Source organism: uncultured Rothia sp. (assembly GCF_963544205.1).
GTDB lineage: Bacteria > Actinomycetota > Actinomycetes > Actinomycetales > Micrococcaceae > Rothia.
Genome location: NZ_CAUUDY010000001.1, coordinates 423,780 through 444,491, shown reverse-complemented (window position 1 = coordinate 444,491; position 20,712 = coordinate 423,780). Strand labels below are relative to the sequence as shown.

Below are 20,712 nucleotides of genomic sequence, written 5' to 3'. Positions count from 1 at the left end.
TGCCAAGCTGTTTCCGGCGCTCTATAACGCGCTGAGATGCTTGAGCCCACACAGCTTGAGCCATGCATACAGTAAGGCCCCGGCAGGTACCCGCAAGGGTTCCGCCGGGGCATTACTATGCTCACGTTTTTAGAAATCTTTCGTCTTTTCCCAAGGCTCAATAGAGCCCGGAACCACCTCAAACAGCGGATGCGCACACGCCGCCAACTCGCCGCGCGCGGCGAGGCGCTCGCGCAGCTGGTGCTCCCACTCGGGGTCACGCCCAGCCACCTTGTGCTGCAGGAAGGCGAGCTCGTACTCCAGCTGACCGAGAGGCACAGGAATCAGCGCGACCGAAGCGTACGGGTTTTCTGCCTTGTCAGTGCAGCTTTTGCCTACGCTTTCGTCTGCGCCATCTTCGCCCGTACCAATCAGCGCACGGTTGAAAGAATAGCCGCGGGCATCCGCCTCATCCGCCAGCCCGGACAGGTAGGCGGCAACCGCCTCCAACGGGTACGGATGCGCACGAAAACGAATCAGCTGCGGATGGTTCGTGTACCCGCGAGTCAGACCCCGCAAAACCTTCTGCGCCAGCAGGGTTTCACGCCAGCAGGCGACCAGAGCGCGCCGATCGAGCAGGGAAGGGTGAAGGGACCAAATACGCACGCTTAGCCCTGCTCTTCTGCCGTGTTTGCGGCAGTCGATTCTGCGCCCGCGTGCTCGTCGCTAAAGTGCAGGAAGCTCTTGAGTACCAGCTCGCGCACCGCGTGCAGCAGGGTATCGCGCGGATGCTGTTCCTGAGTTCCGCGCGCCGCGGCGGCAGCCTCGTCGTATTCGGGCCAGGACAGCAGCATGGCAAGAGCCGCCACAATCTGACCCACGGCAAGCTCACCATCGCTCGCCGACGCAAAGCCCGCCGTCTCGGTGGAGAGTAGCTGGGTGCGGCACAGACCCGAACCGGCACGCAGCAAAATGACGCTGGGGTGCTCGGCACCGGGGCGGCCGTGGCGTTCCTCGGTGACGTCCTCTGCGACCTCCAGGTGCGCGGCGAGGAGCGCCTCATCGTCCATGGCGGCGAGGCGGTCGTAGCGGCGCACGGACTCGGTGAGGGCGCGGGCGATGGGCTGCTGAATCGGGTAGGTAATCTCCTCGAAACGCTGCAGGGGCTCGGTCACGCCTGCCGCGGTGGATTCGCTCGGGCGGCGCAGCCAAATCATGCCGAACCCAATAGAATGAACGTTCCGGGAAGCGAAGTCGTTCAGGTACGCCACGTAGGTCTGCTCGTAGTGGCTGCGGTCGCGGTTCTCGCTCGCATCCTTCAGCCAGGTCTCCGCGTAGGAGGCGGGGGTCAGCGCTTCACGCTGAATAAACCACGCCTCGGCGCCGCCGTCGGCAACCCAGACACGCGGGCGCTCATCCCACGGACGCGGTGCTTCCGGGTCCTTAGAATCGCGAATAATCTCCCAGTTGCCCAGCATCTGCGCGCGACCACCGGGCACCAGCACCGACGGCAGCTGACGCACCATCGTGCTCACAATTTCGTCACCGGGCAGACCGCCGTCACGGTAGGTGAACTGTTCCTCGGCGCTCTCACCGGCAACGCGCGGGGTAATCACGAACGGCGGGTTCGACACCACAAGGTCGAAAAGCTCACCGGCGACCGGCTCCAGTAGGGAACCCATGCGCAGGCTCACGCGCGCCTGCGGGTTCTGCGGATCAATATTGAGCGTCTGCGCGTTCAGCAGCAGGGTAAAACGGGTGAACGCCAGGGCACGCTCCGAAATATCGGTGGCGGTCACGTGCTCGGCGTGGGCGAGCAGATGGAAGGTCTGAATACCGCAGCCGGTGCCCACATCCAGGGCACGCTTGACGGGGGTGCGCTCGGTAATCTGCGCCAGAGTCAGGGAGGCGTGACCAATGCCGAGCACGTGATCCTTGCGGAGCACTCCGGGGCGCTGATGCGCGCCCAGGTCGGCGGCAACAAAGATTTCGGTGCCGTCATCGGCGGCGTGCGGGCGCAGGTCAACGCTCGCGGTCCAGCGGGCAGAATCAGCCGCATCGCGCTCAATCAGCGCGGCATCCGCAAAATCCTGCAGGGTATCTGCGAAAACCTCGGCTGCCTCCGCCTCGGTGAGCGGGCGAGCCAGCAGGAAAAACGCCAACAGACGCGCCAGATTCTTCTCACCCGCGCTGTAATCACCGCGCAGAATGTGCTCCACACGCCACAAGCCCGGAACCACCTGGTCACGAGCCATCGCCTCAGCCGCCTCAACACCGAGCAGCTCCTGCACAGCGTCATAGCTGTAGTTCAACGCCAGCAGGCGTTCACGGATGCGGGTCAGGCGGGCATAATCATCGCTACGGGGAGCATCCGCAACGGCGGCGTACTCGGGAGCGAAAGTGGCGGCAGAAATAGTCATGCACACCATTCTACGCACCCGCCGCATCTGCCCGGGCGCGCCCACCGCGTATAGGCGGCAGCGCAATGACACAGCTCCGACCCACCCACTGACCAAAACCGTCATCTGCGCAAGAGCGCCCACCCCATCGCATACACTGAAACCATGAGTAACCTGTACCCCGATGAAAGTATCAGCGTCGACAAGTGCTGGGAGCGTCTGCACGCTAACACTCTCGGCCGCCTCATTCTCACTGACGGACAGCACGTCGATGTGCTGCCCGTGCTCTACGCCGTCGCACACCAGGGCGACAAGCAGGAAATCTACATCCGCACCACCCGCGGCAACAAGTTCTCCTCCGTGGTGGTCAGCCGCCGCGTCGCCTTCGAAATTGATGAAACCCTCGAAGACGGCATCCGCTCTGTCATCGTGGTCGGTATCGCCCACTGGCTACCGCCGGAAATGACCCCGCAGATCGTGCGCACTTTCGACCTGCCCGACTCCGAAACCCACGAAATGCAGTGGGTGCGCATTGCGCCGCAGACCGTGTACGGCCGCGAATACCCGCTGCTGCCCGCATACCTGGACGGCACCCACCCCGACTCTGACACCCTCACCAGCTAGAAACGCAGGTGAGCGGGTGCGGTGCGCCCCAGCAACCGCCCCCATGTATCCCGTGCACACACCACCGCTCCGGTACCGTATGATGTACCGAGTACCCTGCGCACTCGTGCAAGCTCAACACGCCCGGTCCTCATCAACCAGAACCGGGCCAGCTCGCCTCGCGCCGGGTTCCGTGCGCTCGCCGCATGAAACGAACCGAGCGCACCACATCAACCCAACATAAACTACACCCCCACCGATCACCTCACCCGCGTACAACCACACCCCGCCGGCGCCCACAAGCGCCCGCGTAGGTTATGGTTGAATACGTAGCTTTTCAACACACAGATAGAGGAGTGCCGTGCCCGCTCAGGCAAAGACCGGAAAAGCCCTGCTGATTGTGGAGTCTCCCTCCAAGGTCAAAACCATTAGCAGCTACCTCGGCGAGGACTACCTCGTCGACTCGTCCATGGGCCATATCCGCGACCTTCCGCAGCCCTCCGAACTGCCCGAAAACCTCAAGAAGAGCCCCGTCGGCAAGTTCGCTGTCAACGTTGAAGAGAACTTCGAACCCTACTACGTGGTCAACCCCGACAAGAAGAAAAAGGTCGCCGAACTCAAGCGCAAGCTCAAAGAAGTAGACGCGCTCTACCTGGCAACCGATGGTGACCGCGAAGGTGAAGCCATCGCATGGCACCTGAAGGAAGTCCTCAAGCCCAAGGTGCCCGTCTACCGCATGACCTTCCCCGAAATCACCCGGGAAGCCATTCAGCGTGCCTTCGGCGAACTGCGCGACATCGACCTGCACCTGGTCGACGCGCAGGAAACCCGCCGCATCCTCGACCGAATCTACGGCTACGAAATCTCCCCCGTGCTCTGGCGCAAGGTCGGCCGCGGCCTCTCCGCAGGCCGCGTGCAGTCCGTCGCAACCCGCCTCGTGGTTGAGCGCGAACGCGAACGCATGGCATTCGTCGCCGCCAACTACTGGGACCTGTCCGGACGCTTCCTGACCGTAGCCTCCGAAGGCTTCGACGCCAAGCTGGTCGCCGTAGACGGCAACCGCATCGCCACCGGCAAGGACTTCGCCGACGACGGCACCCTCAACACCTCCAAGGTCACCCACCTGAACGAGGAAGCCGCCCGTGCGCTCGCCGCAGCGCTGCAGTCCGCCGCGTTCTCGGTACGCTCCGTTGAGACCAAGCCGTACAAGCGCCGCCCGGCAGCGCCGTTCACCACCTCCACCCTGCAGCAGGAAGCCGCACGTAAGCTGCGTTTCTCCTCGCGCGTGACCATGCAGGTGGCGCAGCGCCTCTACGAAAACGGTTACATCACCTACATGCGTACCGACTCGGTGGCGCTGAGCGAGCAGGCTATCTCTGCCGCGCGCCGCCAGGCATCCGAGCTGTACGGCGCCGAGTTCGTGCCCTCCGCACCGCGCGTGTACACCTCCAAGAGCAAGAACGCGCAGGAGGCACACGAAGCAATTCGCCCCGCGGGTGACACCTTCCGCACCCCGGACGCTGTGCGTGGCTCCCTGTCCAACGACGAATTCCGCCTCTACGAGCTGATCTGGAAGCGTACCGTCGCCTCCCAGATGGCTGACGCGACCGGTTCTACCGCCTCCGTGCGCCTGGGCGCCGTGGCATCTAACGGTCAGGATGCCGAGTTCGCTGCATCCGGTACCGTCATCACCTTCCGCGGCTTCCTCGCCGCCTATGAGGAGGGTGTTGACGCATCCCGCGTGGCTGAGCGTGAGGCGAAGGACGCTGAGAAGCGCCTGCCGAACCTGACCACCGGCGAGGCGCTGACCGCCGAGGCGATTGAACCCGCCGGCCACGAGACCCTGCCGCCCCCGCGTTACACTGAGGCGTCCTTGGTGAAGACCCTGGATGAGCTGGGCATTGGCCGCCCGTCCACCTACGCGGCGGTTATTTCGACCATCATGGACCGCGGATACGTGAACGTTCGTTCTGGTTCGCTGATTCCGTCCTGGACCGCGTTCTCCGTGGTGCGCCTGCTCGAATCCAGCTTCGGCCCCTACGTGAACTACGAGTTCACCGCGCAGATGGAAGAAGACCTCGACCGCATCGCACGCGGTGAGGAGTCCCGCGTGGAATGGCTGGGCGAGTTCTACTTCGGCGGCGGTTCCAAGCGCGGCCTGAAGCCCATCGTCGACAACCTCGGCGAGATTGACGCCCGCAGCATCAACTCCATCCCGATCGCGGACGGCATTGTGCTGCGCGTGGGCAAGTTCGGCCCCTACCTGGAAGCCGAAGGCACCCTCGACACCGAGACCGGCGAACTGACCGAACCGGTCCGCGCGAACGTACCCGCCGACCTGGCACCGGACGAGCTGACCGAGGCGAAGGCACGCGAACTGCTCGAACAGGGCAAGTCCGACGGCCGCGTGCTCGGCGTTGACCCGGTCTCCGGCAACCAGATCGTGGCACGCGACGGCCGCTACGGCCCCTACGTCACCGAAGTTATCGAAGAGATGACCGAGGAGCAGATTCAGGCGTACCTGGACGCGCAGCCGACCGAATACTACAAGAACGGCAAGCCCAAGCCGAAGAAGAAGCCGAAGCCCGCTAAGCCGCGCACCGCGTCCTTGTTCAAATCCATGGACCTGGCGACCGTGACCCTGGAGCAGGCACTGCAGCTGATGAGCTTGCCGCGCGTGCTCGGTACCGATGCTGAGGGCGTGGAAATCACTGTGCAGAACGGCCGCTTTGGCCCGTACCTGAAGAAGGGCACGGACTCCCGCTCGATTGGCAGCGAGGACGAAATCTTCACGATTACGCTGGAGCAGGCGCTGGAGATTTACTCCCAGCCGAAGCAGCGCGGTCGTGCGGCGGCTAAGCCTCCGCTGGCTGAGCTGGGCGTGGACCCGGTTAGCGAGAAGAAGATTGTGGTGAAGGACGGCCGCTTTGGCCCGTACATCACCGACGGTATTACGAACATTACGGTTCCGCGTGCGGAGTCGGTCGAGTCGCTGACCCACGAGCGTGCGGTGCAGCTGCTGGCTGACAAGCGCGCGAAGGGCCCGGTCAAGCGTAAGACCGCCGCGAAGAAGACCACGACAGCTAAGAAAACTAGCACTGCGAAGAAAACTACGACTCGTAAGACTGCGGCGAAGTCTACTACCGCGAAGAAGACGACCACTCGTAAGACCGCGGCAAAGAAGACCGCCGAGTAGCTCTTCTACCTAAAGGCGCAGGATACGTCCCGAACCCCTTAGCGGGGTGGGGCGCCTCCTGCGCCTTTTGCGTGCTCGGGGGAATATTTGTGCCTGTGTTGTGCGCGCGAAACCGGTGCGCGCTTTTTAGGCTTGCGCTGTGCTGATGCTGGGCATCCGCCCGGATTGTTTGCGGAGTGAGCCGCGCCTCTGACAGACTGGAAGAGGCGCCGCACCTGCGGTACCGCACACAGACGATATCCCGCCGCGGGGCGGGGGAGGGGAGCGCATCGTGCGCCTGGGAGTTCTGGATGTCGGGTCGAATACGGTCCACCTGCTACTGATTGACGGCAGCCCTGGAGCGCGCCCCGAACCGTACGCGTCGCACAAGATTCCGCTGCAGCTCGTGCAGTACCTCGACGCTGAGGGCAACATTTCGCAGGAGGGCGCGGACGCGCTGACCCGCTTCGTGACTAGCGCCCGCGACTTCGCGATCGAGAATGAGGCGGAGGACCTGCTGGCGTTCTCCACGAGTGCTATCCGTGAGGCGGGTAATGGTGCGGCAGTGCTACATCAGGTGCGTGAGCAGACCGGCGTGAGCCTGAACGGTATTTCGGGTGATCAGGAGGCGGCGATTACGTACTTTGCTGTGCGCCGCTGGCAGGGCTGGGGCGCGGGCCGCATCCTTGATTTTGATATTGGTGGCGGCTCGTTTGAGTTTTCGACGGGTACGAATGCGTTGCCGGATGCGGCGATGAGCGTGCCGTTGGGTGCGGGCCGTTTGACGCGTGAGTTTTTTGATGAGCAGCCTCCGAAGCCGAAGCAGGTGAAGCGTCTGCGTAAGTATGTGCGTGAGCAAATCGTCCCGGTAGCGGAGAATCTGCTGCGTTATGGTGCGCCGGATATGACGGTGGGTACGTCGAAGACGTTCCGTTCGTTGGCGCGTATTTGTGGTGCGGCGCCGTATTCGGCGGGCCCGCATGTGAAGCGTGAGATGCATCTGCAGGATTTGCGCCTGTGGACTCGTCGCATGGAGGCGATGACGGTGTCTGAGCGTAGCGATTTGCCGGGTGTTTCGAAGGCGCGTGCGGAGCAGATGCTGGCGGGCGCTATCGCGGCGGAGGCTGCGATGGAGGCGTTTGGGATTGAGACGATGCGCGTGTGCCCGTGGGCGCTGCGTGAGGGCCTGATCCTGAAGCGTATTGAGCATCTGGCGGAGGGTACGGGTACTCCGGTCAACCCGAAGACCCTCCTGGGTGCGTAGAACATAATGATGAACCCCGCAGGCTGGTGCGTGTAATGGGCACCGGCCTGCGGGGTCACCGCTTTTCTTGTATATAACCCGCCGACAAAGATGTAGGAAAGGAACAATCACCGATGAAAATCCAAGAAGTTATTGACGAAGTCAATGAAGCCTGGGGCGAAGAGCACGAAGAAAAACGAAAAAAGATGCTTAGGAATAACGTATTTCTGATGCCGGGAGTACTAATTATTCTTGTCTCGATTGCTTATCTTTTTCCGTTGGTAATAATTGGGGCAACGTTTATTTTTTCATCTAATAGAACTTTTGATTTATCTTATGGGATAATTTCTGTGTATTTTAATATACCATATTATGTATTTGATCTTCGTGTGGGTACTATTGTATCCATTGCAAGTATTCTTTTAAGCCTGTATGTAAGTGTTGGGAAATATGCAGATGGGGCTGAAGGTGTATACGCTGAAGCTCGGCGTGCCGCATATCGACAGTTTGTGAAAATTGTCGGATTTATTATTTTTGTGGCGTTTATAATCAGCTTTTGGCATGGTCTTCTTGCTGGGTATCTCAAAGGCGAATCATTTGCTCCAGAGTGGTTTTTTCTACCTAGAGAGTGCCCTGAATGGGGCAGGTTGATGGTGCCAGCAGATATGGATTTATCGAGATATGGAGAAATGCCTTTATGGATTCTTATATTCTTTGCATGGGTCACTATCTCTTCTGCGTTAATGTTAACATACAGCGAAACAGATATTTTGATTCATAATGTTTCTAAGATTCGTAAATATAACCAAGGTGTAGTTCGTGATAATCACTCCGTCTTAAAGGCTTACTGTTTGGCTGAAGAAGCTTTTAACTATCCGGAGAAAGACTGTTTCACAAAAAATCTTAAGGATAGGTTTATTGGTAACTCTCAGAGAAGAAATCCTCTCCTTCCATCGCGATATTCATACTCTGGGTTTAGATTTAAAACTAATCTCAGTGGATTTCTTTGGAATACATCCATTATTAAAATGGTTTATGGGTTGCTGTTTATTTTGTGTATTTCAGGGGTCGTTTCGTCAATTTTATCTTTCCAGTATATTAGGGCTGGCTGGAATTTGGGTCTAATATTTATAATATTTGCCTGGGAATCAATATTCTTGTTCTTGGATGTTAATTACGTGTATAAAGGGGTATATAAGTCTAGGATGAAATACCTTTCGAGACAAGAAAAAGCTCGTGAGCGGGTCGATTTCTATGGAATTAGCGGTTTAAATGTATGGGTGCTAAGAATAATCCTGATCGTACCGGTGGTTTCTGTTTTTGGGTATCTCTTGTGGGTGGCTTTCACTGTGGGGCCGCAGTATCATGTTTGGAGAAATGAAGTTATTACTATAGTTTTGATTGATTCTGTGCTTATATTTTTTCTATACATCTTTTTCTTTAAAATTAAGCGTATTCTACAGATGTCTATCGAGTGTGAAATTCGAGCATGTATGTTGCAAGAGTTTAAGGAATCTATCTGTAATCCAGGCAGTGAACCGAGTGAGGAGCCAAATTATTTGCTTATTCCATATTTTTATTATTTGATGTTAGATGTTGAAAAAATTTACTCTGATTATAAATCTGAACACGGGGATAAAGGATTGAATGAAGGACGCAATTCATCTTCACGTGATTAAGTTTTATCTATTAATAGGTGTATATTGAGAATTTATATTTATTTGGGAAGTCTTAACATGGATAATCTATTGAAGTATATATAATTTTTTCTTTGGGTAAAATTTTTGGAAGAATAGCAGAGATAATAAATTTTCTCTGTGATAAGTGGGAAACAAAGGTGTAAGAAAGGAACAATCACCGATGACGAACCAACTACTGTTAGTGCAGGTGCTAGCTGAAGGATTCAGCTGGGATTATCTCTGGCATTGGACCCATGACCCGGATATTTGGAAGGCTATTATTCCCGCCTCTGCGACCGTTATTGCTTCGCTGATTGCTATTATCGGCGTTTGGCTGACAGCTCGTCGGACAACGCAACAGATTGAGCTCTCCAAACAGGGAACACCACCAGAGCTAACTCGTTATATAACATGGGTTGAAGCATCCGAAAAATATAAAAAGCTCATGGAATTTGAGAAGGGCAATAGTTTCGAAGGTTCCGAAAAGGAATATAAAGAAATTAAAGCATCCCGAAAGGCTGCTCTTCAGCGAGCTATATGGGAACGAAAGGTGATTTCTGCCTGTCCTGATATTCATGTACAGAAGCGAATTCTGAACATCCCTTATGTAATTCTACTAGGTAAGAAAATCGATTTCTTTTCATTGTGGCCCTGGCTTAAATCTAGGTTTGTGAAGATTCTTGAAGGTATGTTCTCTGTTTTTATTTCAATATGGCTAGCTGTGATACTTATTGAGTATTTTCAGGGTGTAAAAAATAAGCAAGATTTTTTTGTTAACGTGTTTTCTTTTGCGGTTACTACATATATCTTCGGTTATGTTTTGACCCTTCTTTCTGTAGAACATGGAGAAATGGATGCTGAATATCACTGTATTCAAATACGTATCGCAGAGACTGGCTCAAAGGGAGAAGAGCTAACTGGTTCTTTTTCAAGATATGTCGCAAATAGACGTCGAGTACGTTTCGCTTTCTCAAAGAGTGAGTATCGTGAATGGATATATTATCCAGGGTTTTCACTTCGGGGAAGACCGATTTGGCGATTTGTTATTCCGGTAACTCTATTTATCTATAATCTATTTCCGATTTATTGGGTTTTATGTCTCTTTAGTTGGGGTAAGTACGGGGAATGGAAAATGTATGGAGCGTATCGCCCCAGTGTTTTCGGCCTTGACGAGGAAGAAAAATCGAAGCGAGAATTATGGACTAAGCTATCCGAATCATTAAAAGGAAGAGTAAGAAGATTCAATAAAAGGGAAAAATAAAACGATATAAATAGCATCCTTGCTTGAGAGTTGAGAGTTGAGAGTTGAGAGTTGAGAAGCCACATGTGCTTCGAACAGCCACATCATAGGTGGCTTCTGGAAACACATGTGGCTTCTCGCTATGGGGGGCAGTTGTAACTCGCGCAGAATTTGTGCCATGGTTTAGCGTCTTCTGCCATGGTTTTTAACTACGACCAAAGACACTAACCTATGGCACAAATCCGTAACCCATGACCGGATCCCCCTTTGCGCCAGGCAGATGGGCGGGAACCGGTTATGATTTAGGTTTTTTGGTGATGGGTTAGTGACTTTAGGCTGGGGTTTTAACCATCGCTAAAGACGCTAAGCCATGACCGAAATTGCTAAGTCATTACCGAATTTCCACCCGCACCAAGTAACCCAAACGAAACAAGAACGGGCTTGGACGCGCATGCATCCGGGGCAGACCCCTCGTTTCTTAGGAGGATTTTATCGCCATTTTCATCTAATTGCAGAGGATATAATTAACAGAGAGAACAGGCGGAGTATACTAAAACATAGCAGAACTTTTTCGCAATAAAATTTAGTGGCGTGACAAGAGGAATAATCTCACGAGAGACTATTGGAGGTATCGATGGCTTTTCTAGGCTATAACAAAGACGAAAAGTTAGAATTTAACTATAAGAGGGCCTGCGGGTTGTGGCTGATTGTGGTGGCGGCAGTTATAGCAATAGCCACGTTGGTCGGAGGAAAACAAATAATAAACATGCAAGTATTCAGCATTGGATACGTCGTCAGTTTTTTCTCAATCAACATGAACAAGAAGGTGCTAAATAGACTATCCGATGGCCCTTCGAGCGAATTTCAAAAGAAAGTATCCTCGCGTTCCGTTATTCTATTATTTGTTTTAATGGTTTTGCTGGGCGGCCCATTCTTCGCAACTGAAAATTGGAGACTGATTTGGCTTGGAGCGCTGATGGCAACCGCGCTGCATTTCTTCCCATACTATTTTGTGCATGGAAAGTCAATGATATACCTGGGGCTCGCCTGTGCCATCAACGTGTTTGCAGGATATATTTTTACCAACATCCCGCTAGGGGTCATCGCATATATCGACGCGGCAATTAAGCTCGTATTCGGAATCTATCTGCTATTCCTTTCAAAGCCCTCAAAGCAAATTTAAGACAGTGCTTCGGCACAACAAATCAGAGCGGCCCCGGACGCACACACGCATCCGGGGCCGCCCGCCACCTGTCAGAATCTACTTCTTAGCACCAAACGCCCGCGTCCACGCCCAGCGGGTCAGCACCGCCGTACCCACCGCAACCGCCATCGGCAGCCACGCACTCGCACCCTGACCCGTAAAACCAATCAACAACGTCAACGCAGACAGCGGCGCATTCATCGACACACCCAAAAACGCCGCCGTACCCGTCAACGCCGCCGCATACAACACCATCGACGCGCCACCCGGCACCCCGCCCAAACCCGGGAATACCCACAGCACCAGCGCCGCCACACAAAACGCACCCGCCGCACCCAACGCCAAACCCGGCGTCAACGTACCGCCATAAGAACCGAAGCGCAGACTCAACACCACCACGGCAGCCTTCGCAACAGCCAACGCCAACACGTACACTGCCGCCGCCGCGGTCAAACCGCCCGCCGCCGCATCCAACGACACATTAAACGTGTGCTGAGTCAGCAGACGACCATTACCCAGAATCTCCGGAAGCCACAGCGAAACCACCGCGACCAGCGCAAACGCCACAGGAATACGCCACAGAAGAGAACGATCCTTCGCCTTCAACTTCTCCGCACGCTGCGACAACGCCCTAAAACCCAACGCCAACGGAGTCAACACCACACCCGTCAGCGCCGCCACCGTCAGCGTCGTCGCATCCAACGGAAGCTGCGGCACCGGGTACGTCGGCTCATTGACAATCACCAGATTCGCCGTGACCGTCGCCGTCCACACCGTCACCGCACCCACATACAGCGACCGCAGGCTCAAACCAACAGCCATCGCCTCCACAAGGTACACCACGCCACCAATCGGCACCTGATACACCGCCGCCAAACCGGACGCCGCACCCGCCGCCACCAGCAGACTACGCTCACGAACACCCAACAGCGCGGCACCGTCAGCGCCCACAAAACCAAGACGCTCCAGCAGATTCGAGGTACGGCCAGCCGCCAAAGCACCCAGCTCACGAGGCGCGACTTCCTTACCCACAGGAGAGCCCGCACCCACAGCAACGATCTGAATCACCGAATGCGAAATCTGCCGCCACAGCGACGGGGTACGGTCCTCCTCGGTAGCACCGGCAATCTGCGACTTCACGCCGACCACACGCCGCCCACCGGACTGCAGGTAGTACCACACCAGCGCCACAAACGGGCCCAGAGCCGCCAAAACCAGGGCACGACGCGCCGGGTCAGCACCATCAGTCACCATCGGGTGATGCCCCTCAGCCTGACCGAAAGTTAGCTCCTGCATAAAGTCCAGAACATAATGCAGAGCAATCGCACCCAAGCCGCTGAACACACCCGTGACCAGCGCGGCAAGGGTCAGCCCCAGCAGGAGGCGGAACGAAAAAGAACGGAAACCCGCAGGGTTCTGCGGGCTATTCGGGGAAGAATTCGAGGAAGAACCAGTATGAGAAGACATAGAAAAATTTGTGTGTTGCGTGCTGTGTGGTTTGAAGGCTTCATGCCCGGCACAAACTGCCGCGGGTGAAGCTGCTTTCATTCTACGCCCGCAGAATTACGCCCTCCCCGGCATGCCAGAACGTGAGAAGCGGAGCCTCGCGCATTGGGTTGCGGAGCATGAGGTGAAGCCGCCGCCCAGAAAACGCGGAAGAAACACGAGCCAGGTCAGATGCCCGTAGCCGCACCCGCTATGCTGGAAGGGTACGCCTCCATGCGCCCGCCGTGCACCGAACAGTAGCCCCCGGAACACACCGGCGGCACGCCTGCCGGCACCCGGCGCAGGCACCCCATTAGGAAGGATCAACGATGACCGCAACTATTGCTTTTCTCGGCACCGGCTCCATGAACGGCTCCATCGCCGCAGGTCTGCTCGCCGCAGGCCACGACCCCGCCCACATCCGCGCCACCGTGCGCAGTGAAGAATCCCGCGCCGCCCTCGCCCAGCGCCTCGGTGACAAGGTAGAAATCATCACCACCGGCGGCGAAGCTGACGGCAACCACAAGGCAACCGCCCACGCGGACGTCGTGCTGCTTGGCGTGAAGCCCTACGGCATCGTTGAGCTCGCCCGCGACATCGCGCCCGCCCTCGCACCGAACGCCGTCGTGGTGTCCGTTGCGGCTGGCGTGACCCTTGAAACCCTCGCCGCTTGCCTTCCCGCAGGTCAGCCCACCGTTCGCTGCATGCCGAACACCCCCTCCTCCGTGGGCAAGGGCGTGCTCGCCATCTCCACCACCGACACCGTGAAGGACGAGCAGAAGAAGCTCGTCGAAGAGGTCCTGGGCACCGTCGGCACGGTCGTTGAGGTGCGCGAAGACCAGATGGACGCGGTCACCGCCGTCTCCGGCTCGGGCCCGGCATACGCGTTCCTACTCGCGGAGGCGATGGCAGCCGCCGGCGAGAAGCTCGGCCTGGACGCAGACACCGCCCTCAAGCTCGCCAGCGCAACCGTTGCCGGCGCGGGCTTCCTGCTCGACACCAACCCGGATGCGCCCGCCCTGCGCCGCGCCGTGACCAGCCCGAACGGCACCACGGAACGTGCGCTGAACACCTTCGTGGACGGCGGCCTCTTCCAGCTGACCGAGCAAGCGATGCGCGCCTGCGCGGAACGTTCGGCAGAAATGAGCCAGCTGTACACCGCTGACGAGGACTAATCGGCGGGGACTAATACCGTCTGGCAGTATCCCTCTGACTAGGTGAAGCTACAGAGAAACAGCCTCCTCCCGGCAGAACGGGAAGAGGCTGTTTTTCTATTTAACGCTTATGTTCAAACGCGTGCCGTTCAGCGCAGGCTCCTCAAGGCGGCGAAGAAAAGTGCTCTTAGGGGCGCGCCGCAAAACGCTCGATTAGATCCACCTGACCGGACACAATCAGAATGTCACGCGAGTGAATGCGGGTGGTCGCATCCGCGTAGGTGAAGTCCTCACCGGGGGACTTGATACCGACCACGGACACGCCGTACTTGGAACGGATATCCGACTCCGCCAGGGTGAAACCGTGGGTTTCCTTCGGTGGGCGCATCTTCGCAATCGCGAAGTCGTCATCAAACTCAATGTAATCCAGCAGTCGACCCGAGACCAGGTGCGCGGCGCGGCGGCCGGCGTCCGCCTCCGGGTAGACCACGTGGTGCGCGCCAATACGCTCCAGAATCTTGCCGTGCGCGGGGGTAATAGCCTTCGCCCAAATACGCTCCACACCAATGTCCACGAGGTTCGCGGTAATCAGCACGGACGCCTCAACGGAGGTACCCACACCCACCACAGCGGAACCGAAATCATCCGCACCCAACTGGTGCAGCGTGTCGATATCGGTCGCATCCGCAGAGACCACGTGGGTCAGCACGCCGGACCACTTCTGCACCAGCTCGGGGTCCTTCTCAATGGCAAGAACCTCCTTATTCTGCAGGCGCAGCTGGGCGGCGACTGCGGAGCCGAAGCGTCCCAGGCCAATCACGAGGACGGGGGCGTTATGTGCACTAGCCAATGGTGGGCCTTTCTTCGGGGAACTTGTAGAGGCGGCGGCGTGAACGCAGCGCCAGGCCGGTCGCGGCGGTTGTGGTGCCCACACGGCCAATGAGCATCAGGCCGCTGAGCACGTAGATACCCGCCGGCGGCAGGCTGGAGGAGAGACCATTCGAGAGGCCGCAGGTCGCGAAGGCGGAGATGACCTCGAAAATCACTTCCTTGAGGTCCGCACCGCTAATAATCAGAATCGATGCGGCGCCGACACCTACCACGGTAGCACCCATAACAATCACAGAGATAGCAATGCGCAGGGAGGATTCGGGGATGGTGCGGTTGAACGCGACGACCTTCTGGTCACCGCGCGCCTCAGCAAGAATGGACAGGGCAATCACGGCGATGGTCGTGACCTTCACGCCACCCGCGGTCGAGCCGGAGCCGCCGCCAATGAACATGAGCATGTCCGTCAGGAGCGTGGAGACGGGGGTAATGCTGCTCATGTCGACCAGGTTGAAGCCGCCCGAACGCATCATGACGGAGGCAAAAATGGCATTCAGAACCTTGTCACCCGCAGAGTAGTCGCCGATGGTGGCGGGGTTATTCCACTCGAAGAGGCCCCAGAAGAACGCGCCAAAAGCGAAGAAAAACAGGGTCGTGACGGTGGTCAGCTTCGCGGTGAGCGACCAGTGGCTGGGGCGGAAAGGATGATGCTGAATCGCAATGAAAACGGGGAAACCGAGCGAGCCCAAGAACACCGCAACGCAGATAGGCACGAGCAGGAAGAGATCGTGGCCGTAGGGCACGATGCCGTCCGAGTGTGGGGTGAATCCGGCGTTATTGAACGCCGAGATGGAGTAGAAGATGCTGTGCCAAATCGCCTGGAACGGGTCTTCACCCAGGGTGAGGAAACGCGGAATCAGCACGAGGGCAATGATCGCCTCAATAGAGAACGAGGCGTAGGAAACGCTCTTGACGATGCCACCGACCTCGCCAAGGCGGCTGATATTCAGGTCTTCCTGCGCGATGAGCTTGGTGCGCAGGCCCATCTTACGGCCGATAGCCAGCGCCAGCAGCGAGGTGATGGTCAGGGTACCCAGACCACCCACCTGGCATGCCACCAGAATCATTGCCTGCCCAAAAGTAGACCACTGCTCGGCGGTGGAGACGGTAGTCAGACCGGTAACGGTCACCGCACTCGTAGAGGTAAAGAACGCGTGGTGGAAGGGCGCGGGCTGACCATCGTTAGAAGAGATGGGTAGCAGCAGGGTGAGCGTGAAGAAGATGATGACCAGGAAGAACGCCGTGATTGCGGTACGCGAGGGGGACGCAAGCACGGTCACATCGATGAAGTCGCGGAACCGTTCGAGGGTCTGCAGATTGAAGCCAATGGGCGCACGCTTGCGCTGAGTCTCGGAGTCATCGCTGGCGTGGTCGCGCAGGGCGGGCAGGCGGTCAAGATCAATGCCGGGCACACTCGTGAGGATGCTCAGGTTCTCCGCCTCGAGGCGGTCGCGTCGGCTACGGCGGACCTGCTGCTTTTGAGGTACGGATGTGGTGCCGCTGAGGGTTTCCCAGCGGCGGTTGAGCTGGCCCTGGGGGTGGTGGTGTCGGCGCCGGGTGCGGCGGAGTATGCGTCCCATGCGCCTCCTTCAGCTGGTCTGGGTGTCGGTGTGTTGGGCGGCGGATATGTGCCTGTTTTGACGCCTTCTAGTGTATCGCGCCGGGTGCCTACTGAGGGGGTTGAGGCTCTGGTGGTTTGGGGGTAAATATGTGAGCTTGGAGAAGGCGTGCGGTTGGTTTTGTGGGTGGAACCACGAAAACTATATATTCTGAATTAGCTATATAAGTATTGAGGGTCTGGGTGGCTCGCATATGCCTAGGATGAGATACAGGAAATCTCCACGAGATGTGATAGGCACTTCATGCTTTTCTCCCCTTCAGTGCTTCATATTGAGGTAGCATTCAGCGGTCTTTCAGAATTTTTGAAGGTAATTTCCGTATCAGCCTCATTCTAAGCTTGAGGCGTCACTTTATATGTCATAATCGCTATATGCATTCTGATGTTTTTTCTGTCATCGCGGATCCGACTCGCCGCCGAATTGTGCGTATTCTCGCTGAGCAAACCCACACGGTGGGTGCTGTGGTTGAAAAGCTGGGCATGAGCCAGCCGACCATTTCGAAGCACCTGAAAGTCCTTCGCGATGCAGATGTGGTCTCCGTGACCGTGGAGGGGCAGCGTCGCCTCTACTCCCTGAACCCGGATGTATTCGCCACTGTGACCGAGTGGATTAACGAGACCGTTCAGATTGCACGCCAGTCCAGTCAGGCGCATGTGCCCGTGGCGCTACCCGGTGGTGCCACTGCGCCGGCTGAGAACAAGAGCGCGGACAAGGTGCCCGAGAAGGCTGTTGCCGAGAAGCCCGCTGTTGAGAAGGTGGCGGCTGAGAAGCCCGCCGCTGAGACCGAGAAGAAGGTTGCAGAGGCTCCCTCCGCTGACGTTTCCTCCACTGAGGCATCTGAAGCCCTCTTGGTTGAGGCTCCTTCCGCTGAGGAAATTGAGCAGGCGCGCATTCAGCGTGCCCGCGCACAGTACCTGACCCCGAGCGCACGCATCTACTCGCGCCCCGCGGAGCATGCTTCTGAAACCGCCACCTCCGAGGCGGCTACTTCTGCACCCGCTGAGAAGGCTGAACCCGTTGCACCCGCCGCAACCGAAGAGGTTGTGGAGCGTACCCCGATGCGCCCCTTTACTCCCGCATCCTACGGTTACGATGTGGGGGCTACCCCCGCGGCGTCCGCAACTCCCGCTCAGCCTGCCGCTGTGTCTTACGGTATTGACCCGGCTGCGGTTGTGGGTGGCTCGATTCAGCCTATCGCTGTGACCCCCGAAGCTCCTGCTGCCGAGGAGCCCGCGGTGGCTGAGAATGCGGTCGAAGAAAAGCCCGCGGAAAAGGCTGAGGAGAAGACCTCGGTTGAAGAAAGCGTAGCTACCGAGAAGCCTGCAGCTGAAGAATCTGCACCCGAGAAGGTCGCTGCAGAAGAATCTGACAAGGCCGAAAGCAAGTCTGACACTTCCTCTGAGGAGACCGAGTACCAGACCATGCCCGCCTACGATTCGGTGTACCGCCCCAGCGTTGAGACGACCAACGCTGAGGCGAAGGACACCCACCGCGGTGGTCTCTTCGGCTTCCTGCGTGGTCGCCGCCGCTAAGGCGCGCCCTGAGCCGCAACCTCCGGCATAACCCATCGATAAAGCACACACACTCTCACTCACCTTTATCTAACCGAAAGACGCATTCACGTGGCTATTCATCGTAAAATTCTGCGCTGGCTCGAGAACGAACTGTTCGAGGGCAATATTCAGCTGGGTCAGGACCTGCCTAGCGATAGCGAGATTGCGCGCGCTATTGGTGTGGGTCGTTCCCGCACCCGCGAGGCTCTGCGCACCCTGGAAGATATGGACCTGGTGCAGCTGTACAACGGCCGCGGCAAGGAAATGCTGGTGCACTTGAGCGATGAGCCTGCCGCTGCTGCGAGTGCCGCTCTGCGCCTGCACATGTCCAGTTCGCGTTACCCGACTCGTGACCTGGTGCAGACCCGTATTCTGCTGGAGAGCTGGGCGATTGCGCGTATTGATCCGAAGACGGCATCTTTTGCGGAGATGGACGAGGTCCTGGCGCAGATGGAAGACTTCGACCTGTCGATTCGTGATTTCTTGGAGCTTCTGCTGACCTTCCACCACCAGGTGATGCGTTGCGCCGGTAACGAGCTGCTGGTGGGTCTGCTCGCGTCGGTGCGTCAGCCGAGCTTTGAGTCGATGCTGTCGCTGGTGGGTCGTATGCCGCTGTGGAGCAGCGCTGTGGAGCGTCTGCGTGCTGAGAGCCGCGCTATTGCTGAGGCGCTGAAGGCAGGCGACGCTGCGACTGCTCGCGCCATGGTGATTGGTCAGTTGCGCGGCATGTATGCCGATGCCGGTATTGACCTGGAGCAGGAGGCGACCTCGGCGAATGGTCTGCCGGGCGAGCCGATTGCGTCTGAGTTTGCGCCGGTTGATGTGGATGAGTTCGCCGCAGATGACTTTGATGATCTGCTGCAGGATGACCCGTCTTTCGCTGATGCGGAGGCTCTGCCCGCCGCGGATGCGCCTGTTGCGGCACCCGCTTCTGTGGAGCCTGCGGTTGAGCCTGTTCAGGTTTCTGCGCAGTCTTCTGCCGTGGAGTACACGGTACCTGAGGGCCATATCCTCTACATTGAGGAGACCGTTTCTGAGGCGCCCGCTGAGCGCGTTTCGGCTGACGAGTCTGCCGAGGTTCCTTCTGTCTCTGAAGCTTCTGACAAGACAGAACACGCCGTTCCTGCCCCCTCTCAGCCCGCACCTGTTGCGGCTCCCGCAGCCCCCGTGCAGCCTGCCGCTCATTCGGTGAGCGCGGATGTGCCGCTGAGCTTCGGTACCCCGCGCCGTAGCACCTCGGTATCGCAGGTTGCCCCAGTTGCTTCTGTGGCACCGGTTGCTTCTGCGGCGGCTAGCTCCCAGACTCTCGCTTCCCAGCCCTTCAGCTCCCAGACTCCTAGCGGTCAGCTGCCGAGCGTCCCTGCCGCCTACGCGCAGGAAGAGGCGGAGGGCCCCGCGAAGGTTCTGCGCGCCTCCACGGCGGCTCCGCGTCGTCGTAGCGGTCAGATTGTTTCCCCGGTGCGCGCGACCATCATTAAGCCGGTGGATCGTAGCAAGGTGCTGACTGCGCCTGCTCGTACCGCGCGTCCTGCGGCTGTTGCGGTGCCTGTGGAACCTGAGTCTTCTGAGAAGGTTCTGCGTGCCCCGACGCGCCAGGAGGAGCCCGCTACTCAGACGGCTGAGCCTACCCGTCTTGAGGCGGCCGCGACCATCCACGACACTTACGAGAAGCTTCCTCATGAGGAGCCGGTGCAGGAGCGCCGCGGCATCTTCTCGAAGATGAAGCGTTTCTTCGGTGTGGATGTGTACGAGCCTGAGCACGATGAAGCCCAGGAGAGCCCTGAGAAGGAGCAGGCTGTGAAGGCTGAGACGAAGCCCGAATCCCAGCCTGAGCAGCCCGTCATTGACGAGGAGGCGCTGGCTCGTGCCGAGGCTGAGCGTGCTGAGCGTTTGAAGGCGCTGCACGCGGCGGCTGAGGAGAGCACCGCTGAAGAGGTTTCTGTAGAAGAGCCGGTTGAAGAACCCGCTGAAGCTTCTGAGCCCGCGCAGGAATCGGCTGAGGTTGCCTCCGAGGCTGAGGAGAGCACTTCTGAGGGTGCTGTAGCTTCTTCCGGTTCGGTGCTGTCTCATGGCCGCGGTAAGGGCTCGAAGAAGTCGAAGAAGAAGCGCCGCTAGGGCTACCGAATCCCTATTTCGCCCCGATATACCCCGGATATACCCGTGGGAAAAGCGGAATTTCAGGGAAAAACTCCTGAAAAGCCGCTCTCGAATGGTGAAAATGGGGGTAAACCTAGTACTCTAGGTAGGTAGCGCTCTAAAACGCAAGGGTATTTCTGTGCCTAAAATGCGTTTTGGATCGGTTATACCGGTATAAATATCCCCGGGTAGCTACCGAGTCGAATGGCTCGGCCGGGTACGAGTAAAGTGAGGAAATCCTATGGGTTCCGTTATCAAGAAGCGCCGCAAGCGTATGTCCAAGAAGAAGCACCGCAAGCTGCTTCGTAAGACCCGCCACCAGCGCCGCAACAAGAAGTAAATAGACTTCTTTCGC

At 57.8% G+C, this 20,712-nt stretch carries 15 protein-coding genes; 10 read left to right on the top strand and 5 right to left on the bottom strand.

Translation table 11 applies throughout. The features are described from left to right. Positions 1 to 129: 129 nt before the first annotated feature. Both RWZ58_RS01810 and RWZ58_RS01805 read right to left on the bottom strand, forming a co-directional pair. Positions 130 to 645 (bottom strand): pyrimidine dimer DNA glycosylase/endonuclease V, encoded by a 516-nt coding sequence (locus tag RWZ58_RS01810; RefSeq protein ID WP_314656997.1) that lies wholly within the window; start codon positions 643 to 645, stop codon positions 130 to 132. Between the two features lie 2 nt (positions 646 to 647). Next, complete coding sequence (locus tag RWZ58_RS01805; RefSeq protein ID WP_314656996.1) at positions 648 to 2,399, bottom strand: methyltransferase; 1,752 nt, start codon at positions 2,397 to 2,399, stop codon at positions 648 to 650. A gap of 144 nt (positions 2,400 to 2,543) precedes the next feature. Between RWZ58_RS01805 and RWZ58_RS01800 the strand changes: the two genes are divergently transcribed. From RWZ58_RS01800 to RWZ58_RS01775, 6 genes are all read left to right on the top strand, one after another. After that, a complete protein-coding gene (locus RWZ58_RS01800) occupies positions 2,544 to 3,002 on the top strand; it encodes a pyridoxamine 5'-phosphate oxidase family protein (protein ID WP_303975570.1) in 459 nt (152 codons plus the stop codon). A 340-nt stretch (positions 3,003 to 3,342) separates the two neighbouring features. Further along, entirely contained in the window at positions 3,343 to 6,177 is a 2,835-nt protein-coding gene (topA, locus tag RWZ58_RS01795) for a type I DNA topoisomerase (protein ID WP_314656995.1), read from the top strand. 271 nt (positions 6,178 to 6,448) lie between these two features. Then, the gene (locus RWZ58_RS01790) at positions 6,449 to 7,420 is read left to right on the top strand and encodes a Ppx/GppA family phosphatase (RefSeq protein ID WP_314656993.1); all 972 of its coding nucleotides are present in this window, start codon (positions 6,449 to 6,451) and stop codon (positions 7,418 to 7,420) included. A 113-nt stretch (positions 7,421 to 7,533) separates the two neighbouring features. Next, entirely contained in the window at positions 7,534 to 9,078 is a 1,545-nt protein-coding gene (locus RWZ58_RS01785) for a hypothetical protein (protein ID WP_314656991.1), read from the top strand. A 181-nt stretch (positions 9,079 to 9,259) separates the two neighbouring features. Then, complete coding sequence (locus tag RWZ58_RS01780; protein ID WP_314656989.1) at positions 9,260 to 10,339, top strand: hypothetical protein; 1,080 nt, start codon at positions 9,260 to 9,262, stop codon at positions 10,337 to 10,339. 613 nt (positions 10,340 to 10,952) lie between these two features. Continuing rightward, on the top strand, positions 10,953 to 11,501 hold the full coding sequence (locus tag RWZ58_RS01775) for a DUF6609 family protein (protein ID WP_314656988.1): 549 nt from the start codon (positions 10,953 to 10,955) through the stop codon (positions 11,499 to 11,501). Between the two features lie 78 nt (positions 11,502 to 11,579). On the opposite strand, the gene RWZ58_RS01770 is transcribed toward RWZ58_RS01775, so the two are convergent. Continuing rightward, entirely contained in the window at positions 11,580 to 12,989 is a 1,410-nt protein-coding gene (locus tag RWZ58_RS01770; RefSeq protein WP_314656987.1) for a chloride channel protein, read from the bottom strand. Between the two features lie 347 nt (positions 12,990 to 13,336). Here RWZ58_RS01770 and proC point away from each other — a divergent pair, with 347 nt between their 5' ends. Then, complete coding sequence (gene proC / locus RWZ58_RS01765) at positions 13,337 to 14,182, top strand: pyrroline-5-carboxylate reductase (RefSeq protein WP_314656986.1); 846 nt, start codon at positions 13,337 to 13,339, stop codon at positions 14,180 to 14,182. A gap of 166 nt (positions 14,183 to 14,348) precedes the next feature. Here the strand turns inward: proC and RWZ58_RS01760 are convergent, their stop codons facing one another. Then, a complete protein-coding gene (locus RWZ58_RS01760; protein ID WP_005504725.1) occupies positions 14,349 to 15,011 on the bottom strand; it encodes a TrkA family potassium uptake protein in 663 nt (220 codons plus the stop codon). Continuing rightward, positions 15,004 to 16,629, bottom strand: coding sequence for a potassium transporter TrkG (locus RWZ58_RS01755; RefSeq protein ID WP_314656984.1), 1,626 nt, complete (start codon positions 16,627 to 16,629; stop codon positions 15,004 to 15,006). The genes RWZ58_RS01760 and RWZ58_RS01755 overlap by 8 nt, the downstream gene beginning before the upstream one ends. 410 nt (positions 16,630 to 17,039) lie before the next feature. Between RWZ58_RS01755 and RWZ58_RS01750 the strand changes: the two genes are divergently transcribed. The 3 genes from RWZ58_RS01750 (at position 17,040) to RWZ58_RS01740 (ending at position 20,697) form a co-directional block, all read left to right on the top strand. Beyond that, complete coding sequence (locus RWZ58_RS01750) at positions 17,040 to 18,200, top strand: metalloregulator ArsR/SmtB family transcription factor (RefSeq protein ID WP_314656982.1); 1,161 nt, start codon at positions 17,040 to 17,042, stop codon at positions 18,198 to 18,200. 90 nt (positions 18,201 to 18,290) lie between these two features. Continuing rightward, a complete protein-coding gene (locus RWZ58_RS01745; RefSeq protein WP_314656980.1) occupies positions 18,291 to 20,336 on the top strand; it encodes an FCD domain-containing protein in 2,046 nt (681 codons plus the stop codon). Between the two features lie 262 nt (positions 20,337 to 20,598). Further along, positions 20,599 to 20,697 carry a 30S ribosomal protein bS22 gene (locus tag RWZ58_RS01740; RefSeq protein WP_005504750.1) on the top strand — a complete coding sequence of 33 codons (99 nt, stop codon included), beginning with the start codon at positions 20,599 to 20,601 and terminating at the stop codon, positions 20,695 to 20,697. Positions 20,698 to 20,712 lie beyond the last annotated feature (15 nt).

Bases quoted from the DNA above. Each gene is read 5' to 3' on its own strand.
- RWZ58_RS01805 (WP_314656996.1), bottom strand. From the start codon at position 2,399: ATGACTATTTCTGCCGCCACTTTCGCTCCCGAGTACGCCGCCGTTGCG.
- RWZ58_RS01800 (WP_303975570.1), top strand. From the start codon at position 2,544: ATGAGTAACCTGTACCCCGATGAAAGTATCAGCGTCGACAAGTGCTGG.
- RWZ58_RS01785 (WP_314656991.1), top strand. From the start codon at position 7,534: ATGAAAATCCAAGAAGTTATTGACGAAGTCAATGAAGCCTGGGGCGAA.
- RWZ58_RS01780 (WP_314656989.1), top strand. From the start codon at position 9,260: ATGACGAACCAACTACTGTTAGTGCAGGTGCTAGCTGAAGGATTCAGC.
- RWZ58_RS01775 (WP_314656988.1), top strand. From the start codon at position 10,953: ATGGCTTTTCTAGGCTATAACAAAGACGAAAAGTTAGAATTTAACTAT.
- RWZ58_RS01770 (WP_314656987.1), bottom strand. From the start codon at position 12,989: ATGTCTTCTCATACTGGTTCTTCCTCGAATTCTTCCCCGAATAGCCCG.
- proC (WP_314656986.1), top strand. From the start codon at position 13,337: ATGACCGCAACTATTGCTTTTCTCGGCACCGGCTCCATGAACGGCTCC.
- RWZ58_RS01755 (WP_314656984.1), bottom strand. From the start codon at position 16,629: ATGGGACGCATACTCCGCCGCACCCGGCGCCGACACCACCACCCCCAG.
- RWZ58_RS01750 (WP_314656982.1), top strand. From the start codon at position 17,040: ATGCATTCTGATGTTTTTTCTGTCATCGCGGATCCGACTCGCCGCCGA.
- RWZ58_RS01740 (WP_005504750.1), top strand. From the start codon at position 20,599: ATGGGTTCCGTTATCAAGAAGCGCCGCAAGCGTATGTCCAAGAAGAAG.